The 25615-nt window shown below is 62.5% G+C and carries 28 protein-coding genes; 15 read left to right on the forward strand and 13 right to left on the reverse strand.

Annotated features, from left to right (window positions below; all coding sequences use genetic code 11):
• Positions 1-239 precede the first annotated feature (239 nt).
• Positions 240-4253, reverse strand: a complete 4014-nt coding sequence (locus tag GJR99_RS05015; RefSeq protein ID WP_151109882.1) for a DNA polymerase domain-containing protein — start codon at positions 4251-4253, stop codon at positions 240-242.
• 101 nt (positions 4254-4354) lie between these two features.
• On the opposite strand from GJR99_RS05015, the gene GJR99_RS05020 reads away from it, so the two are divergent.
• The 3 genes from GJR99_RS05020 to GJR99_RS05030 are packed head-to-tail and all read left to right on the forward strand — an operon-like array spanning position 4355 to position 5630.
• A complete protein-coding gene (locus GJR99_RS05020; RefSeq protein WP_151109884.1) occupies positions 4355-4540 on the forward strand; it encodes a DUF7331 family protein in 186 nt (61 codons plus the stop codon).
• Between the two features lie 48 nt (positions 4541-4588).
• Positions 4589-5167, forward strand: a complete 579-nt coding sequence (locus tag GJR99_RS05025) for a DUF7322 domain-containing protein (protein ID WP_191967069.1) — start codon at positions 4589-4591, stop codon at positions 5165-5167.
• Positions 5168-5192: 25 nt separating this feature from the next.
• Entirely contained in the window at positions 5193-5630 is a 438-nt protein-coding gene (locus GJR99_RS05030) for a DUF7346 family protein (protein ID WP_151109886.1), read from the forward strand.
• 43 nt (positions 5631-5673) lie between these two features.
• Here the strand turns inward: GJR99_RS05030 and rad50 are convergent, their stop codons facing one another.
• The 4 genes from rad50 to GJR99_RS05050 are packed head-to-tail and all read right to left on the reverse strand — an operon-like array spanning position 5674 to position 10388.
• A complete protein-coding gene (rad50, locus tag GJR99_RS05035) occupies positions 5674-8352 on the reverse strand; it encodes a DNA double-strand break repair ATPase Rad50 (RefSeq protein WP_151109888.1) in 2679 nt (892 codons plus the stop codon).
• Positions 8349-9740 carry a DNA double-strand break repair protein Mre11 gene (mre11, locus tag GJR99_RS05040; protein WP_151109890.1) on the reverse strand — a complete coding sequence of 464 codons (1392 nt, stop codon included), beginning with the start codon at positions 9738-9740 and terminating at the stop codon, positions 8349-8351. The genes rad50 and mre11 overlap by 4 nt, the downstream gene beginning before the upstream one ends.
• On the reverse strand, positions 9737-10093 hold the full coding sequence (locus GJR99_RS05045; protein ID WP_151109892.1) for a hypothetical protein: 357 nt from the start codon (positions 10091-10093) through the stop codon (positions 9737-9739). Before GJR99_RS05045 ends, mre11 begins: the two co-directional genes overlap by 4 nt.
• Before the next feature lie 25 nt (positions 10094-10118).
• On the reverse strand, positions 10119-10388 hold the full coding sequence (locus GJR99_RS05050) for a MarR family transcriptional regulator (protein ID WP_151109894.1): 270 nt from the start codon (positions 10386-10388) through the stop codon (positions 10119-10121).
• Positions 10389-10560: 172 nt separating this feature from the next.
• On the opposite strand from GJR99_RS05050, the gene pan1 reads away from it, so the two are divergent.
• The gene (pan1, locus tag GJR99_RS05055; protein WP_151109896.1) at positions 10561-11778 is read left to right on the forward strand and encodes a proteasome-activating nucleotidase Pan1; all 1218 of its coding nucleotides are present in this window, start codon (positions 10561-10563) and stop codon (positions 11776-11778) included.
• A 63-nt stretch (positions 11779-11841) separates the two neighbouring features.
• Here the strand turns inward: pan1 and GJR99_RS17710 are convergent, their stop codons facing one another.
• Together GJR99_RS17710 and GJR99_RS05060 are read right to left on the reverse strand one after the other, a co-directional pair.
• Positions 11842-11976 carry a hypothetical protein gene (locus GJR99_RS17710; RefSeq protein WP_255518300.1) on the reverse strand — a complete coding sequence of 45 codons (135 nt, stop codon included), beginning with the start codon at positions 11974-11976 and terminating at the stop codon, positions 11842-11844.
• A gap of 96 nt (positions 11977-12072) precedes the next feature.
• A complete protein-coding gene (locus tag GJR99_RS05060) occupies positions 12073-12753 on the reverse strand; it encodes a DUF998 domain-containing protein (RefSeq protein WP_151109898.1) in 681 nt (226 codons plus the stop codon).
• 171 nt (positions 12754-12924) lie between these two features.
• Between GJR99_RS05060 and nth the strand changes: the two genes are divergently transcribed.
• The gene (gene nth / locus GJR99_RS05065) at positions 12925-13608 is read left to right on the forward strand and encodes an endonuclease III (RefSeq protein ID WP_151109900.1); all 684 of its coding nucleotides are present in this window, start codon (positions 12925-12927) and stop codon (positions 13606-13608) included.
• Between the two features lie 47 nt (positions 13609-13655).
• On the opposite strand, the gene GJR99_RS05070 is transcribed toward nth, so the two are convergent.
• A complete protein-coding gene (locus GJR99_RS05070) occupies positions 13656-14138 on the reverse strand; it encodes a DUF7321 family protein (protein ID WP_151109902.1) in 483 nt (160 codons plus the stop codon).
• A 197-nt stretch (positions 14139-14335) separates the two neighbouring features.
• Here GJR99_RS05070 and GJR99_RS05075 point away from each other — a divergent pair, with 197 nt between their 5' ends.
• The 8 genes from GJR99_RS05075 (at position 14336) to GJR99_RS05110 (ending at position 19145) form a co-directional block, all read left to right on the forward strand.
• On the forward strand, positions 14336-15166 hold the full coding sequence (locus GJR99_RS05075) for a DUF7319 domain-containing protein (protein ID WP_151109904.1): 831 nt from the start codon (positions 14336-14338) through the stop codon (positions 15164-15166).
• A gap of 87 nt (positions 15167-15253) precedes the next feature.
• Complete coding sequence (locus GJR99_RS05080) at positions 15254-15910, forward strand: halocyanin domain-containing protein (RefSeq protein WP_151109906.1); 657 nt, start codon at positions 15254-15256, stop codon at positions 15908-15910.
• Positions 15910-16296, forward strand: a complete 387-nt coding sequence (locus GJR99_RS05085; protein ID WP_151109908.1) for a DUF7318 family protein — start codon at positions 15910-15912, stop codon at positions 16294-16296. The genes GJR99_RS05080 and GJR99_RS05085 overlap by 1 nt, the downstream gene beginning before the upstream one ends.
• Positions 16297-16298: 2 nt before the next feature.
• The gene (locus GJR99_RS05090; RefSeq protein ID WP_151109910.1) at positions 16299-17093 is read left to right on the forward strand and encodes a cytochrome b; all 795 of its coding nucleotides are present in this window, start codon (positions 16299-16301) and stop codon (positions 17091-17093) included.
• Positions 17094-17103: 10 nt separating this feature from the next.
• A complete protein-coding gene (locus GJR99_RS05095) occupies positions 17104-17868 on the forward strand; it encodes a cytochrome b family protein (RefSeq protein ID WP_151109912.1) in 765 nt (254 codons plus the stop codon).
• A 40-nt stretch (positions 17869-17908) separates the two neighbouring features.
• A complete protein-coding gene (locus tag GJR99_RS05100) occupies positions 17909-18298 on the forward strand; it encodes a DUF7315 family membrane protein (RefSeq protein WP_151109914.1) in 390 nt (129 codons plus the stop codon).
• Positions 18291-18572 carry a DUF7314 family protein gene (locus tag GJR99_RS05105; RefSeq protein WP_151109916.1) on the forward strand — a complete coding sequence of 94 codons (282 nt, stop codon included), beginning with the start codon at positions 18291-18293 and terminating at the stop codon, positions 18570-18572. Before GJR99_RS05100 ends, GJR99_RS05105 begins: the two co-directional genes overlap by 8 nt.
• A gap of 132 nt (positions 18573-18704) precedes the next feature.
• Positions 18705-19145, forward strand: a complete 441-nt coding sequence (locus GJR99_RS05110) for a DUF7313 family protein (RefSeq protein ID WP_151109918.1) — start codon at positions 18705-18707, stop codon at positions 19143-19145.
• Positions 19146-19273: 128 nt separating this feature from the next.
• On the opposite strand, the gene GJR99_RS05115 is transcribed toward GJR99_RS05110, so the two are convergent.
• On the reverse strand, positions 19274-20002 hold the full coding sequence (locus GJR99_RS05115) for an NAD(+)/NADH kinase (RefSeq protein WP_151109920.1): 729 nt from the start codon (positions 20000-20002) through the stop codon (positions 19274-19276).
• 260 nt (positions 20003-20262) lie between these two features.
• A complete protein-coding gene (locus GJR99_RS05120; RefSeq protein ID WP_151109922.1) occupies positions 20263-21570 on the reverse strand; it encodes a M28 family peptidase in 1308 nt (435 codons plus the stop codon).
• A 141-nt stretch (positions 21571-21711) separates the two neighbouring features.
• Between GJR99_RS05120 and GJR99_RS05125 the strand changes: the two genes are divergently transcribed.
• Both GJR99_RS05125 and GJR99_RS05130 read left to right on the forward strand, forming a co-directional pair.
• The gene (locus GJR99_RS05125) at positions 21712-22878 is read left to right on the forward strand and encodes a thiolase domain-containing protein (protein ID WP_151109924.1); all 1167 of its coding nucleotides are present in this window, start codon (positions 21712-21714) and stop codon (positions 22876-22878) included.
• Positions 22878-23258, forward strand: coding sequence for a Zn-ribbon domain-containing OB-fold protein (locus GJR99_RS05130; RefSeq protein WP_151109926.1), 381 nt, complete (start codon positions 22878-22880; stop codon positions 23256-23258). Before GJR99_RS05125 ends, GJR99_RS05130 begins: the two co-directional genes overlap by 1 nt.
• A 16-nt stretch (positions 23259-23274) precedes the next feature.
• On the opposite strand, the gene GJR99_RS05135 is transcribed toward GJR99_RS05130, so the two are convergent.
• From GJR99_RS05135 to meaB, 3 genes are all read right to left on the reverse strand, one after another.
• Positions 23275-23418 (reverse strand): hypothetical protein, encoded by a 144-nt coding sequence (locus tag GJR99_RS05135; RefSeq protein WP_154325940.1) that lies wholly within the window; start codon positions 23416-23418, stop codon positions 23275-23277.
• Positions 23419-23420: 2 nt separating this feature from the next.
• The gene (locus tag GJR99_RS05140) at positions 23421-24347 is read right to left on the reverse strand and encodes an alpha/beta fold hydrolase (RefSeq protein ID WP_151109928.1); all 927 of its coding nucleotides are present in this window, start codon (positions 24345-24347) and stop codon (positions 23421-23423) included.
• Between the two features lie 77 nt (positions 24348-24424).
• Positions 24425-25615 (reverse strand): methylmalonyl Co-A mutase-associated GTPase MeaB, encoded by a 1191-nt coding sequence (gene meaB, locus GJR99_RS05145; protein WP_151109930.1) that lies wholly within the window; start codon positions 25613-25615, stop codon positions 24425-24427.

The raw sequence follows: 25615 nt of genomic DNA on the forward strand, positions 1-25615 counted from the left end.
GGTTCGTTGCCTCGTAATCGAAGGGTAGGGAGTATCGCCCATAATGCTTGCGCATTTACCCCCGGTGCCTTTTGAAGAAAGAAAATTTGTTTTCAAAACAGCAAAGAAACCGAGGTGGTTCGTGACATGTGTCCTGGTTTCGGGTGCCCGAACACGTCTTCATCCACGTGGCGGATGTAACCGAATTTGGTTTCTGAATGGCGGAGAATCGGTCGGTCGGTTATCGAATCTGCTCTCGGTTAGACGAAGCTTCCCAGACCGGTCTGTTCTTGGCCACTCTTGACTTCGTCCCACGACATTCCGAGCGCCTCGATGATGCGCGAAATCGGGCCTTCGAGCGTCTTGTCGAGCATCGTATCCCAATCGACTTCGAACTCGTCGGGGACCTGGTCTGCGTACTCGAAGCAGATGACGTCCGGGTCGCGTTTGAACGCACGGTAGAGGTCGTCAGTCTGTGGGTCGAACTCGCCTGCTTCCAGTTCGCGGAACCACGATGGGTGGACTTTGGCGAGGTAGACGCGCTTCGGTTTCGACCCACGGCCGAAGTTCGTCCCGAGGAAGGCGTTGGCGTACTGTGCGCCGCGGACGTGCGCAGTCGGCGTCTCGTACGCCGACAGTCGTTTCCCGATACCGCCGGGGATGCCGACCTCTTCGAGCGGCAGGTTTCCGGACTGGAAGTCGGTGATGATGTCGTAGAGGTAGTCTTTGATGACGCCCGTGTCCTCACCGTGGACGATCATGTCGATGACGTTCTTCTGGACCTCCTTCGTCACCTGCGCGATGTCCGAGCGTTTGTACTCGAATCCGGTGATGTCGATGTCGTCGACGTCCTTGCCCTCTTTCCAGACGATGTGGCCGGCGTACCGTTTCTTCTTGCCCGCCTGGAAGAATCGCCGGTAGAGTTTCTCGAACTCGATTTGGAAGCGGTGGTCGTCCGCGCCGAGTGCCTCCTTGGCGAAGTCGTCGTAGGCGGCGTTGATGTGTTCTTCAATCGCGAACGACTGCTCGATGGCCTCGTCTTTCGAGACGTCGGGCCCGAGTTCGAGCATGACGCTGTCGGTGTTGTGAAGGACGATACCGCCGAGCGCGTCGACGAAGTTCTCGTTCTCTTCGACGCTGAGGTCGTACACGTATCCATCGTGTTCGACGTCCGTTACGACCGGGTCACGGCCCGTTCGGTACGAGTCACACGTCCGTATCGTGTACGACTTCTTGCTATTTCGGTATTTTATCGAGTGTTTCTCTCCTCGTTGCGTGAGCAACATCGAGAGTCCAGCGGCGAGTTCACGACTCGTCGTCTCGAAGTCGAAGTTCCGCTGTGCGTACTCGTCCGTGTAGCGCGGGAACTCACGAGAGCCGTCTCCTTCGACGAGCAACCGCAAGAAGAGGTCCTGTTTCTCCTTGGAGAGGTGGAATACGAACGACGGAATCCGTTTCCCACGCGACGTCTGGCCAGCGAACTCACGGAAGAACACAGCCGCGAGTTCGTTCATCATCTGCAGTTTCAGCGTCTCGTCGTTGTACGTGGCAGAGGCATCGCCCGTCTCGGTTTGGTACTCGACGGTCCGCTCCGCTCGGCGGTCGCTCGCGGTGATTCCCGCCGTCGTGTTCTCGAACAGTCGATGGTAGTCTTGCTGTAGTTGTTCTAACCACGCACGGTTCGACTCCGCGATACTCGCACCGAATTTCGAGGTCGTCGTCTCGACGGTAGACGCGCTTCCTTCCGGGACGTACGCACCCAGAAGTCTGATGAGCGCCGCTCCGTCTTCGCTGTCGAGGTCGATGAACCGTTTGACTTTGATGGTCGAATCGACGTCGCGGTGGTGCTCGTGTCCAAACCAGACGAACTCCTCGTCTGCGTGGATTCGTTTCGTCTTCGTGGTCGAATGCTCACTCCCGACGCTTCGTCCGTCTTCGTACTCGCGTTCGTATCCGCCGAGCACCTCGTACACGTCGATTTGCTCGACCGGGTCCACATCCGGTATGCCTGGGACTCGGTACGGTTCGTCTACGTCGTCCGGGGAGACTGCTGTGAGTCCATCTTCACCGGGCACCACGTATGAGTGGTCTCTCGTCGTCGTCGACTCCCCGAACTTGTGTTGGAGATTTACCACCGGTTTATCGGTCTCGTGGCGAATCGCCTGCGAGATTGGCTGCCACTCTGCGTCGCCACCGTCGTTCACCGAGAGAGCGTCCCATCCTTCCAACGTTCGGCGAGTTTTACTGGGCGTGGCGCTGGCGACGACGTCGCCGTCCGCAGCGATGAGTACCTCTGATTCGGTCGTTCCTCGGGCGAACAGGTCTTCTATCGGAAGGATTCGAATCGTCCCACCGGGGTCTCTAACGACAACTGGACGGTCACCTGTGACGCTGTCCCCATACGCCACGTCGTAGCCGAAGTCGTTCGCCGCTTTCTCCGTGAACTCGATGACTTCGCGGCCCGTCGCCGTCACCGCCGCACCCATCTCCTTGTCGTAGAGGCGGAACCGGTCCCACCCCAGTACGCCGTACAGCGAGTTCATGATGACCTTCACCGCCGCTTGCTGGCGGTCGAACTGGTCGTACTCGGACGAACCGGGGTCGTGTTCGTTCCGGAGCGACTTCTTCTCCTCACGCTCTGCGAGGAGTTCGTCCACCATCTCCCGAATCATGCCGTCGGGTTCCTGCCGGAAGTGCGTCCCGTTCGGCGCGTGGAACATCTCCCCGTCGTACTCGTCGGGGTCGACTTTCGTCTCCGGCGACGCGTTGATAGTCACCATACACATCGGGTACAGCGACTTCAGGTCGAGCACCGTGACGTTCTCTTTGACGCCCGTGATGGGGTCGAAGACGGCACCGCCTTCGTACTCTTCAGACTCCTGTTGTCCCTTCGACGGGAGGGCGAACTCCCCGTGGACCTTGTGGAGGACGTAGATGTCGACGGTGTCACCCGGTGTCGGCGCGTCTTCGAGTTTACACCCGACGAACGTTCGCACTTCGTCCCAGAAGGCGATGATATCCTGTTTGCGGTCGATTTCGACACACAACTCCACGTCACGGAGGTTGTACTCGAGCAGACGCTCGGGGTCTTCCTCCCAGAGGTCGCCGATGTTGCCCGTGTAGCGCTCTTTGCCGGCGTCGAGTTCGAGTTCGCCCACGGCGTCCAGTCGGTAGGATTCGAGTTCCGTGAACTGCGTTCGCTTGTAGGCGTACAGCAGGTCGAAGACGACGCGACCTTTGATGTCCGGGCCGCCCCAGTTGCTGCGCCACACTTCGCCGAGACGCGACATCCGGTCGCCGTCGAGGTCGTACTCGGTCGACGGGTTCAGTTCCTCGAGTCGGTCGAGGAAGTACGGCGCGTCGAAGTCCTCGAAGTTCCACCCCGTCATCACGTCGGGGTTCGTCTCTTCGATGTACGCGAGGAAGGCGTCGAGCATCGCTGGTTCGTCGTCGAACGTCCGAACCTCGACTTCTCCTCCTTCGTGGAGGAACTCGTAGTTCGGCAGCGCGTCGGGGCGTTTGCCCGCACCGTCGGGGGCGACGGCGTGCCAGACGATGTACTCGTCGCGGTAGGAGTCGTGCGACGTGAGACAGATGATGGGTTCTTCGCCGTCTTCGGGGAACCCGTTTCGGTCGTTTACCTCGATGTCGAAGGTGTTCACGCGGAGGTTCGCTTCGACCGACGTGGGGGCGACTTCCTGGTGTGGAATCTGAATCGTCCCGTCGTCGAGACGGCGTTCGGGGACGCGGATGCCGTCTTTGATGTCTTTGTCGATGAGGAGACGGTTCGGAAAGAGAATGTCCGCCTCGTAGTGGTCGAACTCGTCACGAATCTGGCCGACGTCGCGCGGCGTGCGCGTGTAGATTCTCGTCAGTTCCTCCCCACGGATACTCTCGAATCCGGGTTCGGTCTTCGTGATGACGTCTTTGTCGAGGAGTTCGTCGTCGAGGCTCTCGGTCGGTGCGTAGAAGTACGGTTCGAAGCCGAGGATTCGAACGTGTTCCGGGTCGTCGTCGGCCGTCCGGCCGAAGACGTGGAGGACGGGATATTCGTTCCGGCCGGCCCCCTCGATGGTGTAATCGACCTGCGTGACCGCAAGTTCGACCGTGCCATCTGGGTCGGGAAAGCGTACCTCGTCGGTGTCGATGATATCGGAGATATACTGGTCGGCGTCGCCGGCGACGACTTCTGCGATGGCGGCCTCCTCGTCAGGCCGCTCGTCGCCCCCGCCGTCGGTGGGTCCCCCGAAATCGCTCAAACCCGTCTGCGTCATGCCACTCGCTTCGGTGGCGCGGCTAAAAACCCCGGCGTTTCTGCACCCCTCCGAACCACGGAAAGACATATACCAGTGTGTGACATTCAGTGACACACGATATGACCGACCACGCAGCACCCGAACGGTGGGACGGCACGATCGACGGCGACGGACCGACTGGTCCGACTGGAGCCGAGACGATCGAATCCTACGATATCGACGGTGGCGTGGTGTTCTATGACGCGGAGAACCCACTTGCATGGGTCGAGGCGACCAAATCGATGCGCCTCGACGACTGCGCCTAACTCGACCGAAACGGTCTCTTTTTCTCGGCACGGTGTCTCGACGCGAGCGTGACGGACGACGAGCGACGCGAGGACGACACGGAGACGACAGAGTCGTCTCCCGAAAGCAGTCACCCTTCGGAGCGTCCCGCGCACGACGTGGCCTCCCGAGTCGACCCCGTGAAGCGATGGGGTGACCCGGAGACGCGGTGGGGGAATCCCGAGGTGGACCTCCCGAACGTCCCGCGAGTCGACATCCCCGGGCAATCGGGTGACGAGAGTCTAAAAGAGGAGTTCAGCGACGACGCACAAGAGTTCACTGCCGACGTCGACCCCGAGCAGTCGCGCCTCTTTTGGGCCAGCGTCATCCTCACCAACATCGGTGTCGCTGCCGTCGCGCTCGGCCCGATGCTCATCTACTTCCGTGGCCAGACGCTCATCGGTCTCGGCGTGACACTCCTCGGTGTCGCTGCACTGGCTCGTGTCTACAAGACGTATCGGGAGTACCAGCAACGCGACTGGTCCGACGACGAAAACGACGGTGACGACGCTGAAAGCGGCGACACCAGAACCGACGGCAACGCAGGGAGCGACTCCAATTCCACCGCTGACTCCGACTCCAATTCCACCGCCGAGCGCAACCGCTAACAGGCGGCGACGCCTCCGCCCCACCATGCGTACCGTCCGCGGACCCGACGGCCGAACGTATCTGCTCGTCAAACGCTCCAGCGACAGCAGTCGCGTCCGCGACCCGAAGACCGGCGAGGAACGCTACCTCCCGAACGACGAACTCGAAGACGTCGGCGGTGAGTCACCACTCGAAACCGCAGCACGTGCCGTCCCCGAACCAGTCCGTCGAATCCTCGTCGCGACACCGACCGAGCGTGGACTCGGTCTGCTCGTCGATATGGTCGACCGTGGCCCGCTTCCAGTCGTGGACATCATGGGCGCGTACGACCTCTGCGAGAGCGACCTCCACGGCCTGCTGACCGAGTTCAAAATCGCCGGCCTCATAGAAGAGACGACAATCTACGGCGAGCGAGGCTACGAGGCGACGACAGTCGCAAAAGAGGGAATCGAGCGATTGCGAGAGACGCAGTCCGAAACGTAAGCTCGGTCCGGAACGAAACATAAGCTCGGTCCGGAACGGACTCTCAGTCGTCCGCGAGGACGCTCGCGAGCTCCGGTGCGTCGGTTCGCTCGACTGTCGAGCGGTTCGTCGTCGGGTTCTTCTCGACGCGGACCAGGTCGTCTGCCGCGCCGACGAGTTCGTCGTCGTGACTGACGATGAGTATCTGTTTGACGCCGCGAGACTCCATGTCTTCGACGAGGTCGACGAGTCGAGAGACGTGGCCGGTGTCGAGGAAGACGGTCGGTTCGTCGAGGATGAGTGGCGGCAGCGGTGCCGCCCCGTCGATACCTTCTGCGAGCAGTCGGTAGATTGCACACCGGAGACTGAGGTTGAACAGCGCGCGCTCGCCACCGGACAACTGTTCGGGTTCGAGGGCGGTGCCGTCCTTCTGGAAGACGGTGAGGCCGTACTCGCCGTCGAGACGGATGCGTGAGTAGGCGTCGTTCGCGTAGACGAGGTCGAACGTCTCGTTGAGCATTCGTTCGAGGACCTCGACGTTCCGCTGCCGGAGGTCTGCCCGAAGGTCGCCGTAGGTCGATTCGAGCGTCGAAACCTCCTCGTGGAGTGAGTCCAGCGCGTCGACCCGCGTCGCGAGTTCGTCTCGGCGCTCTCGGAGTTCGTCCAACCGTTCGAGGTCCGACTGGACACCACCGATTTGACTCTGGATATCGTCGCGTTGGTCCCGCAGGTCGGGGAGGACACCGTCTACCTGCTCGATGTACGTTTCGGCCTTCTGTTTGCTGTTCTTCGCCGATTCGACCGCCGATTCGTCGACGGCCTCGCGGAGTTCGTCCCGTCGATTCCGTCGGTCCACGAGATGTTCGCGTCGCTCACGGTTGACCTCGGCGAGCGTCTCGCGTTTCTCACGCAATCGCTCGCGTTCGTCTCGCTTCTCGGCGCGAGTTTCGACCAGTGACTCGACGCGTCCGACACGCTCCCGACGGGTTTCGAGCGATTCGAGGTCCGCTTCGAGGCTGTCGACCCTCTCGGCCGCCTCGTCGGCACGTCCGGCCTGCGTCTCCGCCGCCTCTCGTTTCGCGGCCGCCTCGTCTTCGAGTTCAGCGGCAGCCTCGCGCTTCTCTTCGGCGGACTCACGGCGTGACTCGACCGTCGTCTCACGGTCTTCGATGCGTTCGTCGAGGTGAGAGAGCGTCTCCGAGAGCGAGTCAGCGCGGTTCTCGAACTTCACGAGACGCTCAGCCCTCTCGACCGCCGAATCGAGCGATTCGACCGTCGATTCGAGTTCGTCTCGGTCGGATACCAGCGACTCGACCTCTGCTTTTCTGTCACCGATAGCGTCGACGTGGGGTGACCCCTCGACGGGTTGGCCACACTCGGGACACTTGCCCGCGTCACGGAGTGTTTCGGCCTCTTCGAGTCGCTCCCGTGCGTTCTTGAGTTCCGTTTCGGTCTCCGCGAGTGATTCGCGGGCCTCGGAGCGGTCGCGCCGCCGTTCGTCGAGGAGGTCTGCGGCAGCGCCTCGGTCGACCGGGGCGTCGGCAAACTGTTCGTCGATGTCGGCGAGCGACGACTGGATGTCTCTCCGTTTCTCACGGAACGACTCGAGTTCCGTCGCCGCCTCCGTTGCAGTCGATTCGTCTGCGTCTGCAGCGTCTCGTTTTTCCTCGGCGCGGCCTTCGAGGTCAGTCGCCCGTTCTCTGAGACGTTCGGCCTGTGTCTCGAGGGCCTGTGCCTGCTGGCGTGCGTCGGACAACTCCTCTCGAATGGTGGACTCTCGCTCGTCGAACTCCGTCCGCCGTGCAGCGATTGCCGATTCCGTGGCGTCGTCGAAGTCGGTCTCCGCCAGCGCCGTCTCTATCTCGGTGGCGACGTCGTCGAGTTCGTCTTCGAGTTCGCGGATTCGCTCGGTGAGTTTGTCACGCTGTGCTTCGTCTTTCGCGACTTTCAACTGGACGTCTTCGATGGCCGATTCGACTTCTGCCAGTCGCTCGCGTTTTTCGGCGTGTTCGTCGAGCGTCGCCTGTGCGGCGTCGAGCGTCGACTTCGCCTTCTCGCGCTGAGACTCGTAGTTGGCTATCTTCTCGTCTTTTTCGGCGAGTTTGGACTCCAGTGCGTTGAGTCGCGCGTGGAGGGCTGCGTCTTCTTTCTGTTCGATTTGCGAGACGATGTCGTCGAGGACGCTCCGCTTGCTCGTCAGCACGTCTTCGACCCCCAAGCGGGCGTTCCCGGCCCGTTCTCGGTACTCTTCGAGTTTCCCGAGTTGCAGGAGGTCGTCTATCATATCCTGTCGCTGGGACGGCGAGGCGTTGATGAGTTTGTTGACCTCGCCTTGCTGGACGTACGCGCAGTTGACGAACGCCTCGGCGTCCATCCGGAGGAGCGAGGCGACGTGTCGGCGAACGTCGCGCGCGCCTTCGACAGTTCCGTCCGGGCCTTCGAGGACGCACTTCGCGGTGGTCGCGCGGTCACCCGAGATTCGAATCCGCCGTTCTATTCGATAGCTGCCACCGTCGTGGACGAACTCGAGTTCGATTTCGGCGTCTTCCTCGCCGGTCGTTACGACGTCTTCGAGCGTCCCACTGAGCGCCTTCGACCCGTAGAGCGCGAAGAAACACGCTTCGAGGAGTGAGGATTTTCCACTCCCGTTGACGCCGTGGATGACCGTCACCCCGTCGCGCAGGTCGAGGTCGGCGTCGTCGTACGGTTTGAAGTTCTTCAGCGAGACGTGCGTGAATCTCATGCGAAATCACCCAGTGAGCTGTCTTTGGCCACCTGTGGTTCGGGGTCGTTCGGCGAGTCGTCGGTCGGTTCGTCATCCGGGTCGTCGGTCGGTTCGTCGTCCGAGTCGTCGGTCGGTTCGTCGTCCGGGTCGTCGGCCGGTTCTGCGGCCGATTCCGCCACCGTCTCCGACTCGCTGGGCGAATCGTCACCGTCCCCCGTCTCGCCGTTCGCGGGTTCTGTCGTCGTCTCCGCCTCTCCCGCGACGTCACGCTCGGACTCGACGTCTTCGGCGGCGACGAACGCGTCCGGGTCGTCGTCGAGGAGCGAGGCGACGCGTTCACGAACCTCGTCGCGGACGTTCGAGTCCGCGACCTTACTCTCGCGAACGGTCTCGTCGACGTCGAGGGCGGCACCCGACAGGCCCATCTCGCGGACTCTGTCGCGGACCGCGTCGTCCGGGTCCGCGAACGAGACGTCGACACTGAGTTCCGATTCGGTGTCTATCTCGCGGCGGTCGTTGACGCGGGCGACGAGTGCGCCCTCTTCGACGGCGAACGACTCGACGGCCGCAGGAGTGACAGAGTCGCCCTCGCCGGTCAGGCCGACGATGACGACGGCGTCTTCGAGGTCGAACTCGCGGACGCGTTGTCGAACGCGCTCGATACCCTCGTCGCCCGAGAGGTCCACTTCGATGAAGCGGAACGGTCGGGTTTCGAGTGTGCGCCGCCGGATATCCACTTCTGACGAGTCGAACGAGACGATGTTGTACCCGCGTGGGTCGCGTTCACTCGCGCTCGCGCGCTCGGTCGACCCACAGTAGGTGACCCACGTCCCGTCGAGGTCCACTTTGTCGGGGACGTGGTTGTCACCGAGGAGCATCGCGTCGAACTCGACGTTCGACGCTTCGAGAACGGTCTCAGTCTCCCAGTCGGCGTGTGCGAAGGGCGTAAAGAGCCCGTGACCGACGAGGGCGGCACGCGACTGCTCGTGGGGAGTGAACTGGTAGTCGAGTTCGTCGCGGCGAGAGCGCGGGACGTGGTCGAGTCCGTAGAAGGCCACGTCGCCGAGGACGTACGGGTCGCTCCCGAGACGCGTCGCGAGGCCGAGGCGTTCGAAGAGGTCCAACCACTGTCCCCCACGCGTCGATTCGTGGTTCCCGACGATAGCGAGGAACGGAATCTCGGCGTCGTCGAGGCGGCGGAGCGCAGCGAGCGTCCCGAGGAGGTCTGGAAGTTCGGGGCGACGGTCGTGGTAGAGGTCGCCCGCGTGGACGACGGCGTCCACCTCCTCTGAAATCGCGTCCTCGACGACCTGTTCGAAGGCGTCGAGGAAGTCTTGACGGCGCTCCGGCGAGTGGTACTGCTGGTACCCGATATGGGTGTCGCCGGTGTGAATCACCCGTGTCATCTATCCGGTGATTCGCCAGCGCCGCTGAAAACCGTTGTGCGACCGGAGTGAAAGTGGTCCCCGTCTCCGGGAGTCGACGGTGGCGCGTCAGCTATCGATTCGCGGAGCCGAGAGAGGTCCCGAAGCAGCCGCCGCCCGTCTCGCGCACAGGAGTGGTCGTCTCGAGACGCTGCACCGACTGCGCGACGGAGGGTCGCCTCACCGTCGTCGTCGAGAAACTGCGCGGCAGTGTCGAGGTCGGAGAAGGCGTCGCGTGCGTCGGCAATCGTCCGTTGGTAGCCCTGTCGCTCGGGGCCGTCGTCAGGGTAGGCGAGTGCGGTGAGCGCGCGGCCGACGGTTGCGGGGTCGGGCATACGCCGTCTGGCCGCGTCTTCGGATTTAAACGTTGAGTGTGTAGAGACGCTTGCGCGCGTCGGAGAAGGAAAACCGAGAGTCGACTGCGCCTTCCTCTTCGAGACGAGAGAGCGCGTACCGGACGGTCCGTGGCGGGAGAAGCGACTCTTCTGCGATTTGGCTTTGGGTGAGCGTATCCTCGTAGTCGAGGACCTTCGCGACGAGTTTCGCGCTCGGGGGCATGTCACGAACCGCTGCCCAACGGTCTTCAGAGGAGGGGTCTGCGTCTCGTTCGATTGCTTCCGTGGTGCTCATCGTATCTGTACTCTTGGAATGCTATTAGATAATATTTGCTATCCATTATTATTACTTTCACGAATATGTGTGACGCACGTCAGACTCGTCATCTCGGTACACAGACGCTTCGTAGCCGGCGAATCCCTCAGACACCCGAAGCCTCTTATGAGCCTGCGTCCTATCCCGCCTGATGACCGACACTGTGGACGACGTCGACCTACCGTACGACAAGGACTCGGCGTCGCAGCAGGAGAAGATCACCGCCCTTCAAGAGCGGCTCGAAGTTCTCGAAACGCAAAACGAGGAGATGCGCGACAAACTCCTCGACGCGAACGCAGAGAACAACAAGTATCAGCAGAAGCTGGAGCGTCTCACCCACGAGAACAAGAAGCTCAAGCAATCGCCGCTCTTCGTTGCGACGGTTCAGGAAATCACCGACGAGGGGGTCATCATCAAGCAGCATGGTAACAACCAAGAGGCCCTCACCGAGGTGACAGACGAGATGCGCGAGGAGTTAGAACCCGACGCGCGTGTCGCCGTGAACAACTCGCTGTCTATCGTCAAGCGACTCGACAAAGAGACTGACGTCCGGGCACGCGTCATGCAAGTCGAGCACAGCCCCGACGTGACGTACGAGGATATCGGCGGACTCGAAGAACAGATGCAAGAGGTCCGAGAGACCGTCGAGATGCCACTCGACCGTCCGGAGATGTTCGAGAAGGTGGGCATCGACCCGCCGTCGGGCGTCCTCCTCTACGGACCGCCGGGCACGGGGAAGACGATGCTCGCGAAGGCCGTCGCCAACCAGACGAACGCTTCGTTCATCAAGATGGCCGGGTCCGAACTGGTGCACAAGTTCATCGGTGAGGGTGCGAAGCTCGTGCGTGACCTCTTCGAGGTTGCCCGCGAGAACGAACCTGCCGTCATCTTCATCGACGAAATCGACGCCATCGCGTCGAAGCGTACTGATTCGAAGACCTCCGGCGACGCCGAGGTCCAGCGGACGATGATGCAACTCCTCGCAGAGATGGACGGCTTCGACGAACGCGGGAACATCCGCCTCATCGCGGCGACCAACCGCTTCGACATGCTCGACCCCGCGATTCTCCGCCCCGGCCGGTTCGACCGCCTCATCGAGGTGCCCCGGCCGAACGAGGATGGCCGTGAGATCATCTTCAAGATCCACACCCGCAAGATGAACGTCTCCGACGACGTCGACTTCGCGGAACTGGCCGAACTCGCCGAAGACGCCTCTGGTGCCGACATCAAGGCAATCTGTACGGAAGCGGGGATGTTCGCCATCCGCGACGACCGCACGGAGATATTCATGCAGGACTTCGTAGACGCCTGGGAGAAGATTCAGAAAGAAGCAGAAGACACCACGGATATCTCGCGCGCGTTCGCCTAATTCGGCGACTCTCTCGCGAGTATTCGACCGCCCGTTATTTTCAGTGACCTGCGCTCGCAGTGGTTACGCCGCGAACGCGACGTACGGAAGGACGAAGAGGGCGACGAACATCGCACCGAGAATCAACCCGTAACCGGCGAACGTCGCTGCCGCAGTCAACCATGCTTCACGCCGTCCGGGGAGTTCGAACGCTGACATACGCTCCCCGTCACGGTCGTCGATGATAAATTGTGGGTCTCTGCGTGCGCGTCACGATGGGGCAGTTCCCAGAGACACGTCGGGTCACGCGGAGTCTCACACCGCGTCAGGCTCTGCGACAGGTGCCATCAGATACCCTCCGAAGCCGAGTGTCCACAGGAGGACTGGATACGCCACGTATCGCTCGACACCGCCTGCTCCGAGGAACATCAGTGGGTGAGTGACGCCGAGCAACCCGAGGGCGATGAGACTCCCGAGCAGTAAGAGGACGAATCCCCCGATTGCGACAGAGAGGTACTTGAACGGTGTCTCTATCACCCGATACGCGACGACCGCCGAGACACCACCCGCAAAGAAGGTGAGCAGTGCGGCGATACCGTGCATCGGTGCTTCGCTCCCGTCGAAGATTCCCACACCGAGGATGCCGATACCGAGCGCCCCGAGAGCGACGGTGACTGCACGGTCACGGAACGCCCTGCGGACGAAGTAGGTCGCTCCCAGAACCAAGAGGCCGGAGAGCGTCATCGTCGTGTTGAAGATCGTCGCCGATGGTTGGAGGATGATACTGTCCGGTGGTCTCGTCGCACCGAGGTCGCTTATCTCCTGTACGCCGGCGTTGTAGCCGGGGTAAAACGCTTCTGCGGTGATGATACCCATGAGCGCGACGAGTCCGAAGACGAAGAGTAACGCACCGGCGAGGAATCGGTCGCGGTGATACCCGTAGGCCACCGCCGTCTCGGTCGGTCGTCGTGTTTGTGTCTGTGTCGTACTTTCCATCGTTGTCACCAATCGTGAAGACGCACTGAAATGATATATCGACGGATGACGTATCTCGTGAATCGAGAATCGAAGACGAGTGTTACACGGCCCGAGAAGCGGCGACACACGGCCCGCGAACGAGTCACCGCAACCCGAACGACTGAAACCGACTGGGTCGCACCCACAGATATGGGCACGCCACTCGACACCCGGACGGCACAAGCCGAAGAAGTACTGGAGCGCCTCTACGAGGAGTATCCCGACACCACCATCTCACTGAACTACTCGAACCGACTCGAACTCCTCATCGCCGTCATGCTCTCTGCGCAGTGTACCGACGAACGCGTCAACAAGGTCACAGCCGACCTGTTCGCAAAGTACGACACTGCCGAGGACTACGCCGCCGCAGAGCAAGACGAGTTGGCCGAGGACATCAACTCCATCACGTACTTCAACAACAAGGCGAAGTACATCCGAAGCGCGTGCGCGGACATCATCGAGAAACACGACGGCGAAGTGCCCGACACGATGTCCGAACTGACCGACCTCGCCGGTGTCGGCCGAAAGACTGCCAACGTCGTCCTCCAACACGGCCACGACATCGTCGAAGGCATCGTCGTCGATACACACGTCCAGCGACTCTCGCGGCGACTCGGACTGACCGAAGAGGAGTATCCGGAGAAGATAGAAGAAGACCTCATGCCGGTCGTCCCCGAGACAGACTGGCAGCAGTTCACTCACTTGTTCATCAGTCACGGTCGCGCCGTCTGTGACGCTCGTAATCCAGACTGTGACGCCTGCGTGCTCGAAGACCGCTGTCCCTCCTCGAAACTCGACCACGACGTCGACCTCGCCAGTGGCGACGAGTGGTAAACGGGTCGGCGAAGGTAGTCAGCGTCGCAGAACCGACGTGGCGTTTTTTAGACCAACAGATATCCCGTGACGTATCGGTAGATTCCGAGAATCCACGCGAGGAACCAGAAGACGACGTATCCGAAGACGCCGACGCGGAGACGCCCACGCCACGCGCTCATGTTCTCGTGTAGGTCGTCGAGTGAGACGTCAGGGTCCGGGTTACGATAGAGGTCTGCTTCCCACTTCGCCTGGAAGATGCGGACGATTCCGGTGAACGCGAACACGAGCATGGCGTACGCTTGCAACCCCATGATGGCGTGCAACGCGCTCAGGCCGTTCAACTGGTCGAGTAGTCGCGGGAGCATCCACGTGACGACTGGGACGGTGTTCAAGACGAGTCCTGGGAAGATTATCTTGAGGTGGTAGACGAGTACCTCCCACGACACTGTCTCGGCGTCTATCATTATCCACGCGCCGTAGAGATAGAACGGAAGACTGGCCGTGACGGTGACCGCTGCGAGTGTGGCGAGGGTCGTCTCGTCTGCCATCGCCCGGCGTTCGGACGCAGTCGGCGTAAAGGGACCGATACACGGGCGGCCATTCGAGCGCTAGACCACTTTTGGACCGACCTCACCCCCCCGTAGGAAAGCAACCTCACTATCGTGGGTCGGAGCGGTCGCAGACGGCGTCGAACGCGTGAATCGGGGTCGCAACACGTTTACCGCCCTAGGTCCTACTCCCGACGATGGCAGATTCGTCTTCCGCACCGGCCGACGACGAAGCGTCGCCGGAGGCGGGTACCGACGGTGCGGTGTCCGAGGACGAACTCGAAGCCCTCCGCCGAGAAGTCGAAGAGAAGTACGACTTCGACAACTTCGGCCCGGCGGACATGGCGAAGATGAGCGTCGACGAGTGGGACGCGGCGTTCGACCCGGACTCGTGGATCGTCGGTGAAGAACTCTTAGACCGGGTCGAAGAAGAACTTCGGTACCGCGTCGCGATTCGCGAAGTGTTCGCCGTCCTCGAACGCGTCACCGAAGGCGGAGAGCCTCGGATTCTCGCGTACTCCGACGAAGGATACGCCGTCGTCTACCCGGATGGGAGTGTCGAGGGAGAAGGAACCGTCCTCCGGGACGTGAAACCGACCGTCGCGCTCTGCTCGATGGACGACTTCGAGGTGAACGAGGCACCCGCAACCGTTCGCCTCCCCTCCCCGGACGAAGTGTCACAAGGCACCGGCGACTTCGGCAACCGGATGCTGCAGGTCGTCGCCTTCGGTCAGTTACTCGGTGGGCTCGCGCTCATCGGGGCGTGGATTATCTCCCCCGACGTGCAGTCGATTATCGCGCCGGTCGTCGGCGCTGGCTTCGTTCTCATCGGCCTTTTCCTCTTCGTCACCGTCGCAAACGCCCGCCTCTCGGACCGCTTCCGGTCCGAAGAGTACCGCGACAGACTCCGCGCTATCGGCGTCGAAACCGGCGAACGTCCCGCGTTCGTGCCGGCGTTCGACGGCGACACCGACGTAGAAGCGCTGGTGGAAGGTCCTGACGGTGAACCCCTCAGTTCTGAGGGGTGACGACACCGCCTCGCTCACCGCGTGAATCCCCGTCCGCGAGGCTATAGTCGGTGGGTTTAAGCGCGTCCCATTCTGACGAACGACCGTATGAAAAGGCGGGAGTTTCTCCGAACGGCCGGCGGTGCCACAGCCGCCGCGACCGCTGCCGCCGGGACCGCTGCTGCTGCGCAGGAAGAAGGCGGCGGTGGAGCGCAGGTTCAACCTGACTTCGGCGGTTGGCTCGACGGCATCGACGGAGGTTACGAAGACCTCCGCGGCCAGAGCGAAGTGACAGTCGAAGTCGGTGCCTCCGGAAACGGTGGTGCCCTTGCGTTCGCCCCGGCAGGCATCTGGGTCGACCCCGGTACGACCGTAACGTGGGAATGGACTGGCGAAGGCGGTGGCCACAACGTCAAGATGGAAGAAGGACCAGCAGGTCTCGACTCCGGCGCCCCTGTCGCTGAGGCCGGAACCACCTACGAGTACACCTTCGAAGAGGGTGACGCAGGTATCTCGAAATACTTCTGTGCGCCCCACAAGGCACTCGGCATGAAAGGTGCAGTCGCCGTCGGCGGCGACGTGGCAACCGTCAGCGTCGGTGGTGGCGGCGGCGAGAAAGAACTCGAGGAACTCGGCGTTCCGATTCAGGCGCACTGGGTCGGGTCGGCGACCATCCTCGGAATCATCGTCACCATCATCTACACGTTCTTCATCTTGAAGTACGGCGAGTCCCCGAATACGGGTAACACTGGAGGTGGCGAATAATGTCCTCGACCGGAAGCACATACGGCGATATTCACCGATACGAACCGGCACGCGAGAGTACTGCGGCGGCCATCGCGATCGTCCTCTTGACGATTATCGAGGTCGTGTTCGTCTTCCTCTTCACCTTTGGATTCGTCTCCGGGTGGGGCCTGACGGACACGGGTAACATGTTCCTCGGCGGCGTCCTCGCCGTCATCTTCGTGGACCTCGCGTTCATCCTCGCACTGTACCGCAAGGAGTTCCTCCCAGACGTCATGATCGTCAAGAAACGGCGTCGTAAGTGGGAAGACCTCTACGTCCGCGAGGAGGACGTCGACGGTGTCACGCTCGGTGACGGTGCGTGGGACCAGGTCAAGCGCGCGGTGTACCCCTACTACAAGCGATAACCATGAGTCTCGAACGCAAAGAAGAACACGACCACAAAGCCTGGATGAAGAAGAAGGACCTCACACCTATCGAGGCCACCTTCCTCACGACCCTCATCTGGCTGGATAAGCGACTCCGCATCGTCGACTACCTCGAGCTTCTGGAGACACTCTACTACAAAGTCAACCTCCAGATGCCGAAGAGCCACACCGAGCAATACAACCTCGACAACAAGTTCTGGTACTGGTACCCCCTGTACACGCTTGGGTTGTTCTCGACGCTCGCATACGTCGTCGCAGCGATTAGTGGTGCCCTCCTCGGGTTCTACTACTCCCCCGCGACGAGTGGCGACCCGACGACTGCGTACAACAGTATCGAGTTCATCATGCGCGACCTGCAGTTCGGCTTCATGCTTCGCTCCATCCACCGGTGGTCGGCACAGGTGATGGTCGCAGCAGTGTTCCTGCACATGCTCCGTGTCTACTTCACGGGGTCGTACAAGGAACCGCGTGAGCTGAACTGGCTTCTCGGAATCGTCCTGATCAGCCTGACGATGGTGTTCGGGTACACGGGATACCTGCTCCCGTGGGACCAGCTCGCCTTCTGGGCCGGTCAGATCGGCGTCGAGATGTCGCTGTCCGTCCCGCTCGCTGGTGAGTGGGTCGCACAGCTCCTGTTCGGCGGCTTCACGCTGAGTCAGGCGACGCTCCAGCGCATGTACATCCTGCACGTGTTCCTGCTCCCGTTCGTCGTGACGACACTCATCGCGATTCACATCGGCATCGTGTGGGTGCAGGGCATCGCGGAGCCGCACTGAGGTGACAAACATGAGCGACAACGAATCCGAAACCAAGGAGATTCGCACCGACGGCACGGGCATCGTTGCCCCGGACAACGAGACGCCCACGTGGAGCGAGCGCAAGGCTCGCAAGACGGGGCTCTCTCGGCTCACTTACGAGTACTTCGAGCGTGCACGTCGTGAAGACCAAGACCTCCGTACGGAGTCCGACTACGTCGAGCGTGACGTACTCGCGTTCCCGACGTGGCCCCACGAGACGGTTCGAAACCTCTCTATCGCGTCGTTCTTCGTCGGGATGATTCTGTTCCTCTCGGCGACGATGCCGCCGCACATCGGCGCGCCCGCGAACCCGAGTCAGACGCCGGCCATCATCCTGCCCGACTGGTATCTCTACTGGTCGTTCGGGCTGCTCAAGCTCAACCCGCTGAACCCCGAACTCGCCATCCTCGGCGGCCAGAAGATTATGGCCGACCGGACGTATGGCGTGCTCGCGAACGGTGTCGTCGTCGGCTTCATCGCCATCGTCCCCTTCCTCAACAAGGGGTCCGCGCGTCGTCCCGTCGAGCAACCGTTCTGGGCGGCAGTGGGCGTCGCAGGCGTGGTGTTCGCGATGACCATCTCGCTCTTGGCAGTCAAGAACCTCATGCCGATGAACGTCGACTTGCTGTTCGACCTGACGTTCCTGCTCCCAATCGTCTTCGGGACGGTCACCTACGCGGTGCTCAAGACGATGCGTGAGGGCTACATGTACAACCTCAACCGCCGCTACTACCGACTTCGCCCGCCGAAGTAGAGCGGAACCACTACCAACCATCCCTTCGTAGAGACGCGTAATGACAGATAGCGACGCGACTAGCGGGCCCGGTGGCACCGGAAAACCGAGGCGGGAAAGACGTGGTCGCCGCGACATCGTCGTCCCCATGCGACTCTACAAGACGGTCACCGTCTTCTCGACGCTCATCGCCGTCGTCAGTGTCGTCCTCGGCTTCATCTTTCTCGACGCCGCAACGCTGCAGGTGAGCGCGCTCCGGGCGCTCATCACCAGCGCACTCGGGTTCGTCGGTGTCGGCGTCGACGCTGGCATCCTGAGCACGGCACTGGCTGTCGTCGGACTGACGATTATCGCATTCGGTGCCGTGGTGTACACCCTCGGGACCAGATTCCGCGCCCAAGGAATGGGAAAGTCTCAAGAGGACTCCGGCGAAGATTCGAACAATGGCTGACGAATTCATCAAGGGTCTGGGTATCCTGACCGGTGCCGGTCTCGCGTGGATGGTGCTCGCATCGTGGTACCGGACGAGCAGTTTCGAGAGCACGAAACAGCTCATCGAACCACTCTCGTCGGGTGCGACCGAAGGCATCTTCAACATCATCGCCGTCACCCTGATGGACGTATTCCTCTGGTTCGCTATCCTCGGTGCGCTCACGTTCTGGGTGCTCATCCCAGCGGGCCACCAGGTGATGTCCGCGCTCGAAGAACGGCGTAACGCGCAGTAACACTCGAGCGCGTTCTTCTCTCGTTTCCACCGAGGAAAGTATAAAAAGCCCTCAGTATAGCGGTCGCTGTCCACCCCTTCGTGCCGCGTCAGATTGGAAAAACTCTAATGAGTATCCCTCTGACGTTCCTGTATGCAACCACTCCAGTTCCTCGTCCCACTCGACCAGTTGGCGGCGGTCGAACCCATCGTTCCCATCGCGATACTCGTGATGGTGCTCGCGAACTTCGCGACCCGTCTCCTCGCACACCGGTCGCACGTCAACCAAGCTGAAGATGGTGCAGACGAACTCTCGCGCTTCCTGCCACACAGCTTTACGTCCGGCGGACTCGTCTTGTTGTCGTTCGTCTACCTGCTCGTCGAACCGCACGGCGGGATGGTCATGACCGTCCTCGTCGTCGGGATGTTCCTGACCGACTTCTTCGAGTTCGAAGCACGCAACGTCGAAGCGCGCAACGACCGCAAACTCGACCGGCCGAACGGCGCAGTCGTCGCGTCGGTCCTCGTGTTCATGTACGCGGCGTACCAGGCACTCTTCTTCCTCGTCGCGGACGTCTGGAACGCCGTCATCTGAGGCAACTTCGACGAATTCGTTTTTGCGACCGACTCCCGAGACGTTTCGGTAGCACGCTGCGAACAGGAGTCTCGATGCTGAGCAGTCGCTCTCGGGTCGAATAGCGTCGCGTCCACAGAGCGCTCGCCTCAGCGCGAGAGGAGCGTGGCGGTCCCGTCGACCGTGACGTAGACGGGGTCGGACGGAGAAACGTCGCAGACGACGCCGTCGTCGACGACGAGCGAGACTGGCGTATCGTCGCGTTCGACGGTGAGTCGAAGCGGTGGTTGGAAGACCCACGTGTCGGTTCGGGTCGCGTAGGGCGAGACGGGAACGACGGCCACGCCAGCGTTCGGGCCGACGACAGACCCGCCTGCCGCACGAGCGTATCCAGTGCTCCCGAGCGGTGTCGCGACGACCACACCGTCGGCACGGAACTCGTCTACGGACACCCAGTCGTCGTCCGACTCGTCTGTCGGCGTATCGACCGGTGCCTCCGGGCCAACGTGTGCGACACCGTACTCCGAGATGCGCGCCGGTTCGCTCGTGATGAGCATCGTATCGAACAGTGCGCGTCCAACCTGGTCGCCACCGACAGTGACAGAGAGAATCGGGTGTTCGAAGAGTCGACCGTCACCCGCGGTGACCGACGAGATGGCGTCGGTGAGTTCACGGCGTGGAACCGACCACGGTGCGCCACAGTCGACCGGAAAGACCGGGCAGTCAAACGCCGAATCGAAGACGGCGTCGGCGACCGACGACTCTCCGACGGCGACGACGGCGTCAGCGGATGGTTCCTCGTCGGGTGAGACGACGCTCCCACCGGCCTCGCGAATCGCGGTGCCGACCGACTCGTCACCGACGACTGCGAATCTCATCGCCGTCTCCCTCCGAGGGGGAACCAAAGCATCGTCCCGTGCTACGCTTCCCCGAATAAAAGCCCTCGTGGTTCGCCGGCGCGACGGGCCCGGCGGGTGTCGGTTATCGATGGCGACGGGAATCTGCGATCGATGGCGACGAGTGTCTGCTATCGATGGCGACGAGTGTCTGCTATCGATGGCGACGAGTGTCTGCTACCGATGGTGCCGTGGTATCACACCGACGAAACGGTGTGTTTCCGTCGAGTCGGTGTGCGGTCTCAGAACGGCCAGTCGCCAGTGACCTTCATGCCCGCGGCTTGGTCTTCTGCTTCGAGCGCCGCCGCGATATCCTCGGGTGGGGCGTGCGGAATCTCGCGGTCGGCACGGGCGAGTTCGACGGTGAGTTCGGTCAGCAGTATCGCTTGCTCGCGGAGCGTCCGCGATTCGAGTTTCTCGATGGTGTCGGCGTGGGTGTGACCCCACCCGCGGCCTCGACCTTTCTTCTTGCTCCCGACCATGAACGCCGGCACGCCATGGGCGACGAACGGCCAGTGGTCACTGTGCGGGAGTTGTTCGGGAATCGTCGCGACGTCGTGGTCGAATCGCTCGGAGACAGTCTTGGCCGCTGCTTCGAGTTCGTCGAATCCGTGGGTGTGGAGCTTGAGCGTTCGCCCGGCGGCCACACCGTCGTTGTTGACGATTGCTTTGACGTTCGCGCGGTCTGCGCCCAGTCGCTCCGCTTCGTGTTCGGACCCGACGAGACCGACTTCCTCTGCACCGAAGCAGACGAACCGCACGCGCGTCTCCAGTTCGTCTTCGCGGGCGGCGAGTGCGCGGGCGATTTCGACGACCATCGCCGTCCCCGCTCCGTTGTCCATCGCGCCCTCGGCGATGTCGTGAGCGTCGAGGTGACTCGTCACCAGCAGTTCCTCGTCGGTGTCGGGGCCGAGTTCGGCGTGGACGTTGCCACTGCTCGCGGCAGGCGTCTCGCAGTGGACTTCGACGGTGACTTCTTCGCCCTCGAACCGGCGGCCGAGACGGGCACCGACTTCCTTGCTCACGCCGACGGCCGGGATGTCGCCAATCGGGGCGTCTGCGGTGCCGACACTGCCCGTCGGTGGGAGTTGTCCGGGGACGTGGTTGGCGAAGATGAACCCCGCGGCGTTGGACTGAACCGCGTAGTAGTACTTCTCGCGGCGGTGGATGAAGCGGTCGTAGTGGTCTGGGACGGTCGACGAGACGACGACGACCTTCCCAGAGAGGTCACGGTCGAAGTCCTCGGGGAGTCCGTATCCGAGGTCCACGAGTTCACCGGTGGCCTGTCCGGCAGGACTGCGGGGGAGCGCGATACACTCCTGTGTCGTGTCGTGGGCGACGATCGTGCTGTCACCACGTTCCCACCCCTGAATGTCGAACGAGTCGATGTACGCGTCGCGCGCACCGACTGCTTCGAGTGCGTCGCGCGTCGCTTCCATCGCCTCGCGTTCGCCCGGCGACCCCGCCATTCTGTTTCCGATGTCGACGAGTCGTTCGAGATGCGTCCACCCGACGTCGCTCGTGAAGGTGTCTCCAATCCAGTCGGTCATACTGCTACGGTCACGCGGTTCGATGGTAACGATTCCGGTAGTCGAATCGGCCACAGAGACACTCGGAATCGAGTGAATCGCTTGGCGACGGTTTACCGATGAACGGCAAGTTCAAGGGGCATCTATCACGTACAATTATCCATGAATGACGTTCGAATCGCTGGGGTTGGACTGACCAAGTTCGGCAGTCATCCCGAGCGAACGGGCCGCGACCTGTTTGCCGAAGCAGCGCTCGCCGCCCGCGACGAGGCAGGTATCTCCCGCGAGGAGTACGAGGAGGTCCACTACGGCAACTTCATGGGCGAACTCGCGGAGGGACAAGGCCATCAGGGTCCGGTCGTCGCGGAGGCAGCAGGCCTCGAATGCCCCGCGACCCGCTACGAGTCGGCGTGCGCGTCCGCCGGTGTCGCCTTCCGACAGGCCGTCCAGACGGTTCGCGGCGGCGGCGCCGACGTCGTCCTCGTCGGTGGAATGGAGCGAATGAACAACCTCGGAACCTCCGAGGTGACTCGCTCGCTCGCCATCGCGGCCGACGAGTTGTTCGAAGTCCGCGCGGGTGTCACGTTCCCCGGCGCGTACGCGCTCATGGCACGAGCGTACTTCTCTGAGTTCGGCGGCGACAACGAGGACCTCGCCCACATCGCCGTGAAGAACCACGCCAACGCGATGCCCAACGAGTACGCGCAGTTCCACCGCGAGATAACCGTCGAAGACGCCCTCGAGAGTCCCGTCGTCGCCGACCCGTTGACCCTCTACGACGCCTGCCCCATCACCGACGGTGCGAGCGCTGTCGTCCTCGTCAGCGGCGACTACGCAGACGAACACGGCCTCGACGCACCGGTCCGTGTCGCTGGGTCCGGCCAGGGCGGCGACAAGGCCGCACTGCAAGACCGCGAGTATCTCGCACAGACGCCGGCAGCGACGAAAGCCGCCGAGATGGCCTACGCGGACGCAGACATCACCGCCGCAGACGTCGACGTGGCCGAAGTCCACGACTGCTTTACAATCGCGGAGGTGTTGGCCCTCGAGTCGCTCGGATTCTACGAACCCGGCGAAGGAATCGGCGCGGCCGCCCGCGGCGAGACGACCCGTGACGGCGACCTGCCGGTGAACCTCTCGGGCGGCCTGAAAGCGAAGGGCCACCCGGTCGGTGCGACGGGAACCGCACAGGTAGTCGAGATGACGAAACTCCTCCGCGGCGACCACGCCAACAGTGACGCGATTCCAGACGCTCGCGTCGGCGTCACCCACAACGCGGGTGGGACCGTCGCGAGTGCGGTCGTCCACGTCCTGGAGGTGATGCACTGATGACAGACGCTGGCTACGACGAGTGGGTGGCCGCAATCGCCGACGGAGAGGGCTACTACATCGCCTGTCCCGACGGCCACGGGTCGCTCCCACCGCGACGGACCTGTCCTCACTGTGGCGACGACGAACTGACCGAAGAACCGCTCCCAGAGACGGGGACTGTCGTCACCTTCACCGAAGTCCACGTTCCCGCGCCGGACTTCGCCGACGAAGCGCCGTACGTGACGGCAATCGCGTCGTTCGGCCCCGTCAGACTCACGGGCGTCGTCCGCGACGTGCCGGGGTCCGACGTCGAACTCGGAATGTCGGTCACGCCCGACGTCGGCGTGAATACCACGACTGACGAGCAGTTGCTCGTGTTCCGCCCGGCAGACGAGTAAGCGTCGTTTCAGTCTCTCACTTCTCGTTTTGGTCTACGACGTCGCCCGGTGAGGTCCATCCGTAGACGTACGACCCGACGACCCAGACCCAGAACCCCCCTGCGAGAACTGCGATGGCCCCGTAGAGGAACAGCGACATCGAATCGAACAGGCCGAGCATCCTCAGGCGAGCGCGTCCAGAACCGTCTCGACGAACGCGTTCGGGAACTCCACGTGCGGGAGGAGCATCGCGTCGTCGAAGACGACGAGGGTGCAGTCGGCCGCCTCTGCCAGTTCGCGGCCATCTTTCAGCGGCGTGATGTCGCTTTCGCGCCCCCAGACGAGCGTCGTCGGCACGTCGAGCTCCGAGAGTGCGGACGCGAGGTCGATATCCGAGTTGAGATAGCCGGAGATGAACGACGCAGGTGCGAACCGTGCGTTCTCCTGGTGGGCCGTCCGCCACTCGTAGTCTTCCCACTCGTCACTCGCCTTCGATTGGTCGTAGTAGCCGTGGTCGTCGTTGAAATACTGGATGGAGGGCCGCGAGGCGACGAGGTTGAACAAGGCTTCGCCGACGACTGGCGCGCGGACGAGTTCACGAAGCCACTCTTTGGGCTCTGGCCCGCCGCGAGCGGTGGGACAGATGAGGACGAGTCCCGAGAGCGAAACGTCGTCGCGCGAGGCAGCAGCGACGGTGTACGCCGAGGTGAGAGACGACGCGACGACTGCCGGGTCGTCGTAGGTTGCGAGGAAGTCGCCGACGAAATCCTCGTAGAGCGCCGGCGAGTAGTACAGCGCCGGACGGTCCGACAGGCCGAATCCGGGGAGGTCGGGGGCGACGACGTGGTAGTCTTCGGCGAGTTCGGAGAACACCTCGCGGAACTCACCCGACGACCCGGCGGCGTTGATGCCGTGGAAGAAGACGAGCGTGGGTGCGTCTTCGTCACCGGCCTCGACGTACGACACGTCGATTCCACGCCAGCGATACGTCTGCTGAGTGCCGGAAAGCGGCGGTTCGAGCGGACCGACACGGTTCGAGAGGGCGGCGTTGGCGGCGGCAGTGAGACCGACACCGGCCGCAGCGAGACCAATCGCTCGTCGGAGTTTCATGTCAGTGAGATAGTTCGGAGAGACCTTAATTCGCCCGCCCGTGGCGGGGTCGGGTGACGAGTGAGTGTGCGAGTCGTTCAGTCGTCTCCGTCTTCGAGACACTCACGAAGCGGTTCGAGCACGTCTTCGGTGACGGCGTAGGGGTCCGTCTCCTTGTCGACGACGGCCCGCGCGAACTGTTCGATGCCGCCGCGACGGTCGAGTTCCCGTTCGAGCAGTCGGTTCACGTCGCTGCGGAGCAGTTGTCGAATCTCCTCACCAGCGCGCTGTCTGGCTTTCACCTCGAGTTCGCCCGACTCGGAGAGATAGGTGTAGTGGTCCCCGAGCGTCTCTGCGAGCGTCTCGATTCCCTCACCCGTCGTGGCGATGGTTTCGACCACCTGCGGTGTCCACGTCGGCTTTGCCTCGCCCTCGTCGGGTGCATCGGTGTCTTCGTCGTGGGGGGAACCACCGTGTCCGTGACTGTCGTGACCACTGTGCCCGCTGTGACCACCGTGCCCGCCGTGTCCGTCCTGCCCGCCGTGCCCGCCGTGTCCGTCCTGCCCGCCGTGCCCCGGTGTCTCCGACATCGCGCCGGCACCGTGGTGACCCATATTCAGCCCTTTCGTCGGGTCGTCGTCACGGAGGTGAATCATCTCCTGTAACTCGGCGACGGTGCGCGATGCACCCTCCATGTCTGCCTTGTTGACGACGAACACGTCGCCGATTTCTAAAATCCCGGCTTTGAGCATCTGCACGTCGTCGCCGCTGCCGGGTTGGACGAGGACGACGACGGTGTCTGCCGTCTTCACGACGTCCACCTCGTTCTGCCCCGCGCCCACCGTCTCGATGATGATTCGGTCCTTGCCGAAGGCGTCGAGGGCTTTCACGGCGTCGGCCGTGGCCGTCGAGAGGCCACCGAGTTGGCCGCGGGCGCTCATCGACCGGAAGAACACGTCCATGTCACCGACGTTCGACGCCATGCGAATCCGGTCGCCGAGGACCGCACCGCCGGTGTACGGTGACGACGGGTCGACGGCGATGACGCCGACAGTCTCGCCCTGGTCGCGATAGTGCTTGGCGAGTTTGTCCACGAGCGTCGATTTGCCGGCACCGGGACTCCCGGTGATACCGACCACGGAGGCGTGGCCGGTGTGCGCGTGAATCTCGGAGACGATGTCGCGGTAGCCCGGAGACTGTGATTCGATTTTCGTGATGACGCGAGCGAGCGCTCGGTGTTCGCCGTCCAGAAGTCGTTCGACGAGGTCGGATTCGACCGCCCGACCCAT

It is taken from the genome of Haloferax marinum (assembly GCF_009674625.1).
Lineage (GTDB): Archaea > Halobacteriota > Halobacteria > Halobacteriales > Haloferacaceae > Haloferax > Haloferax marinum.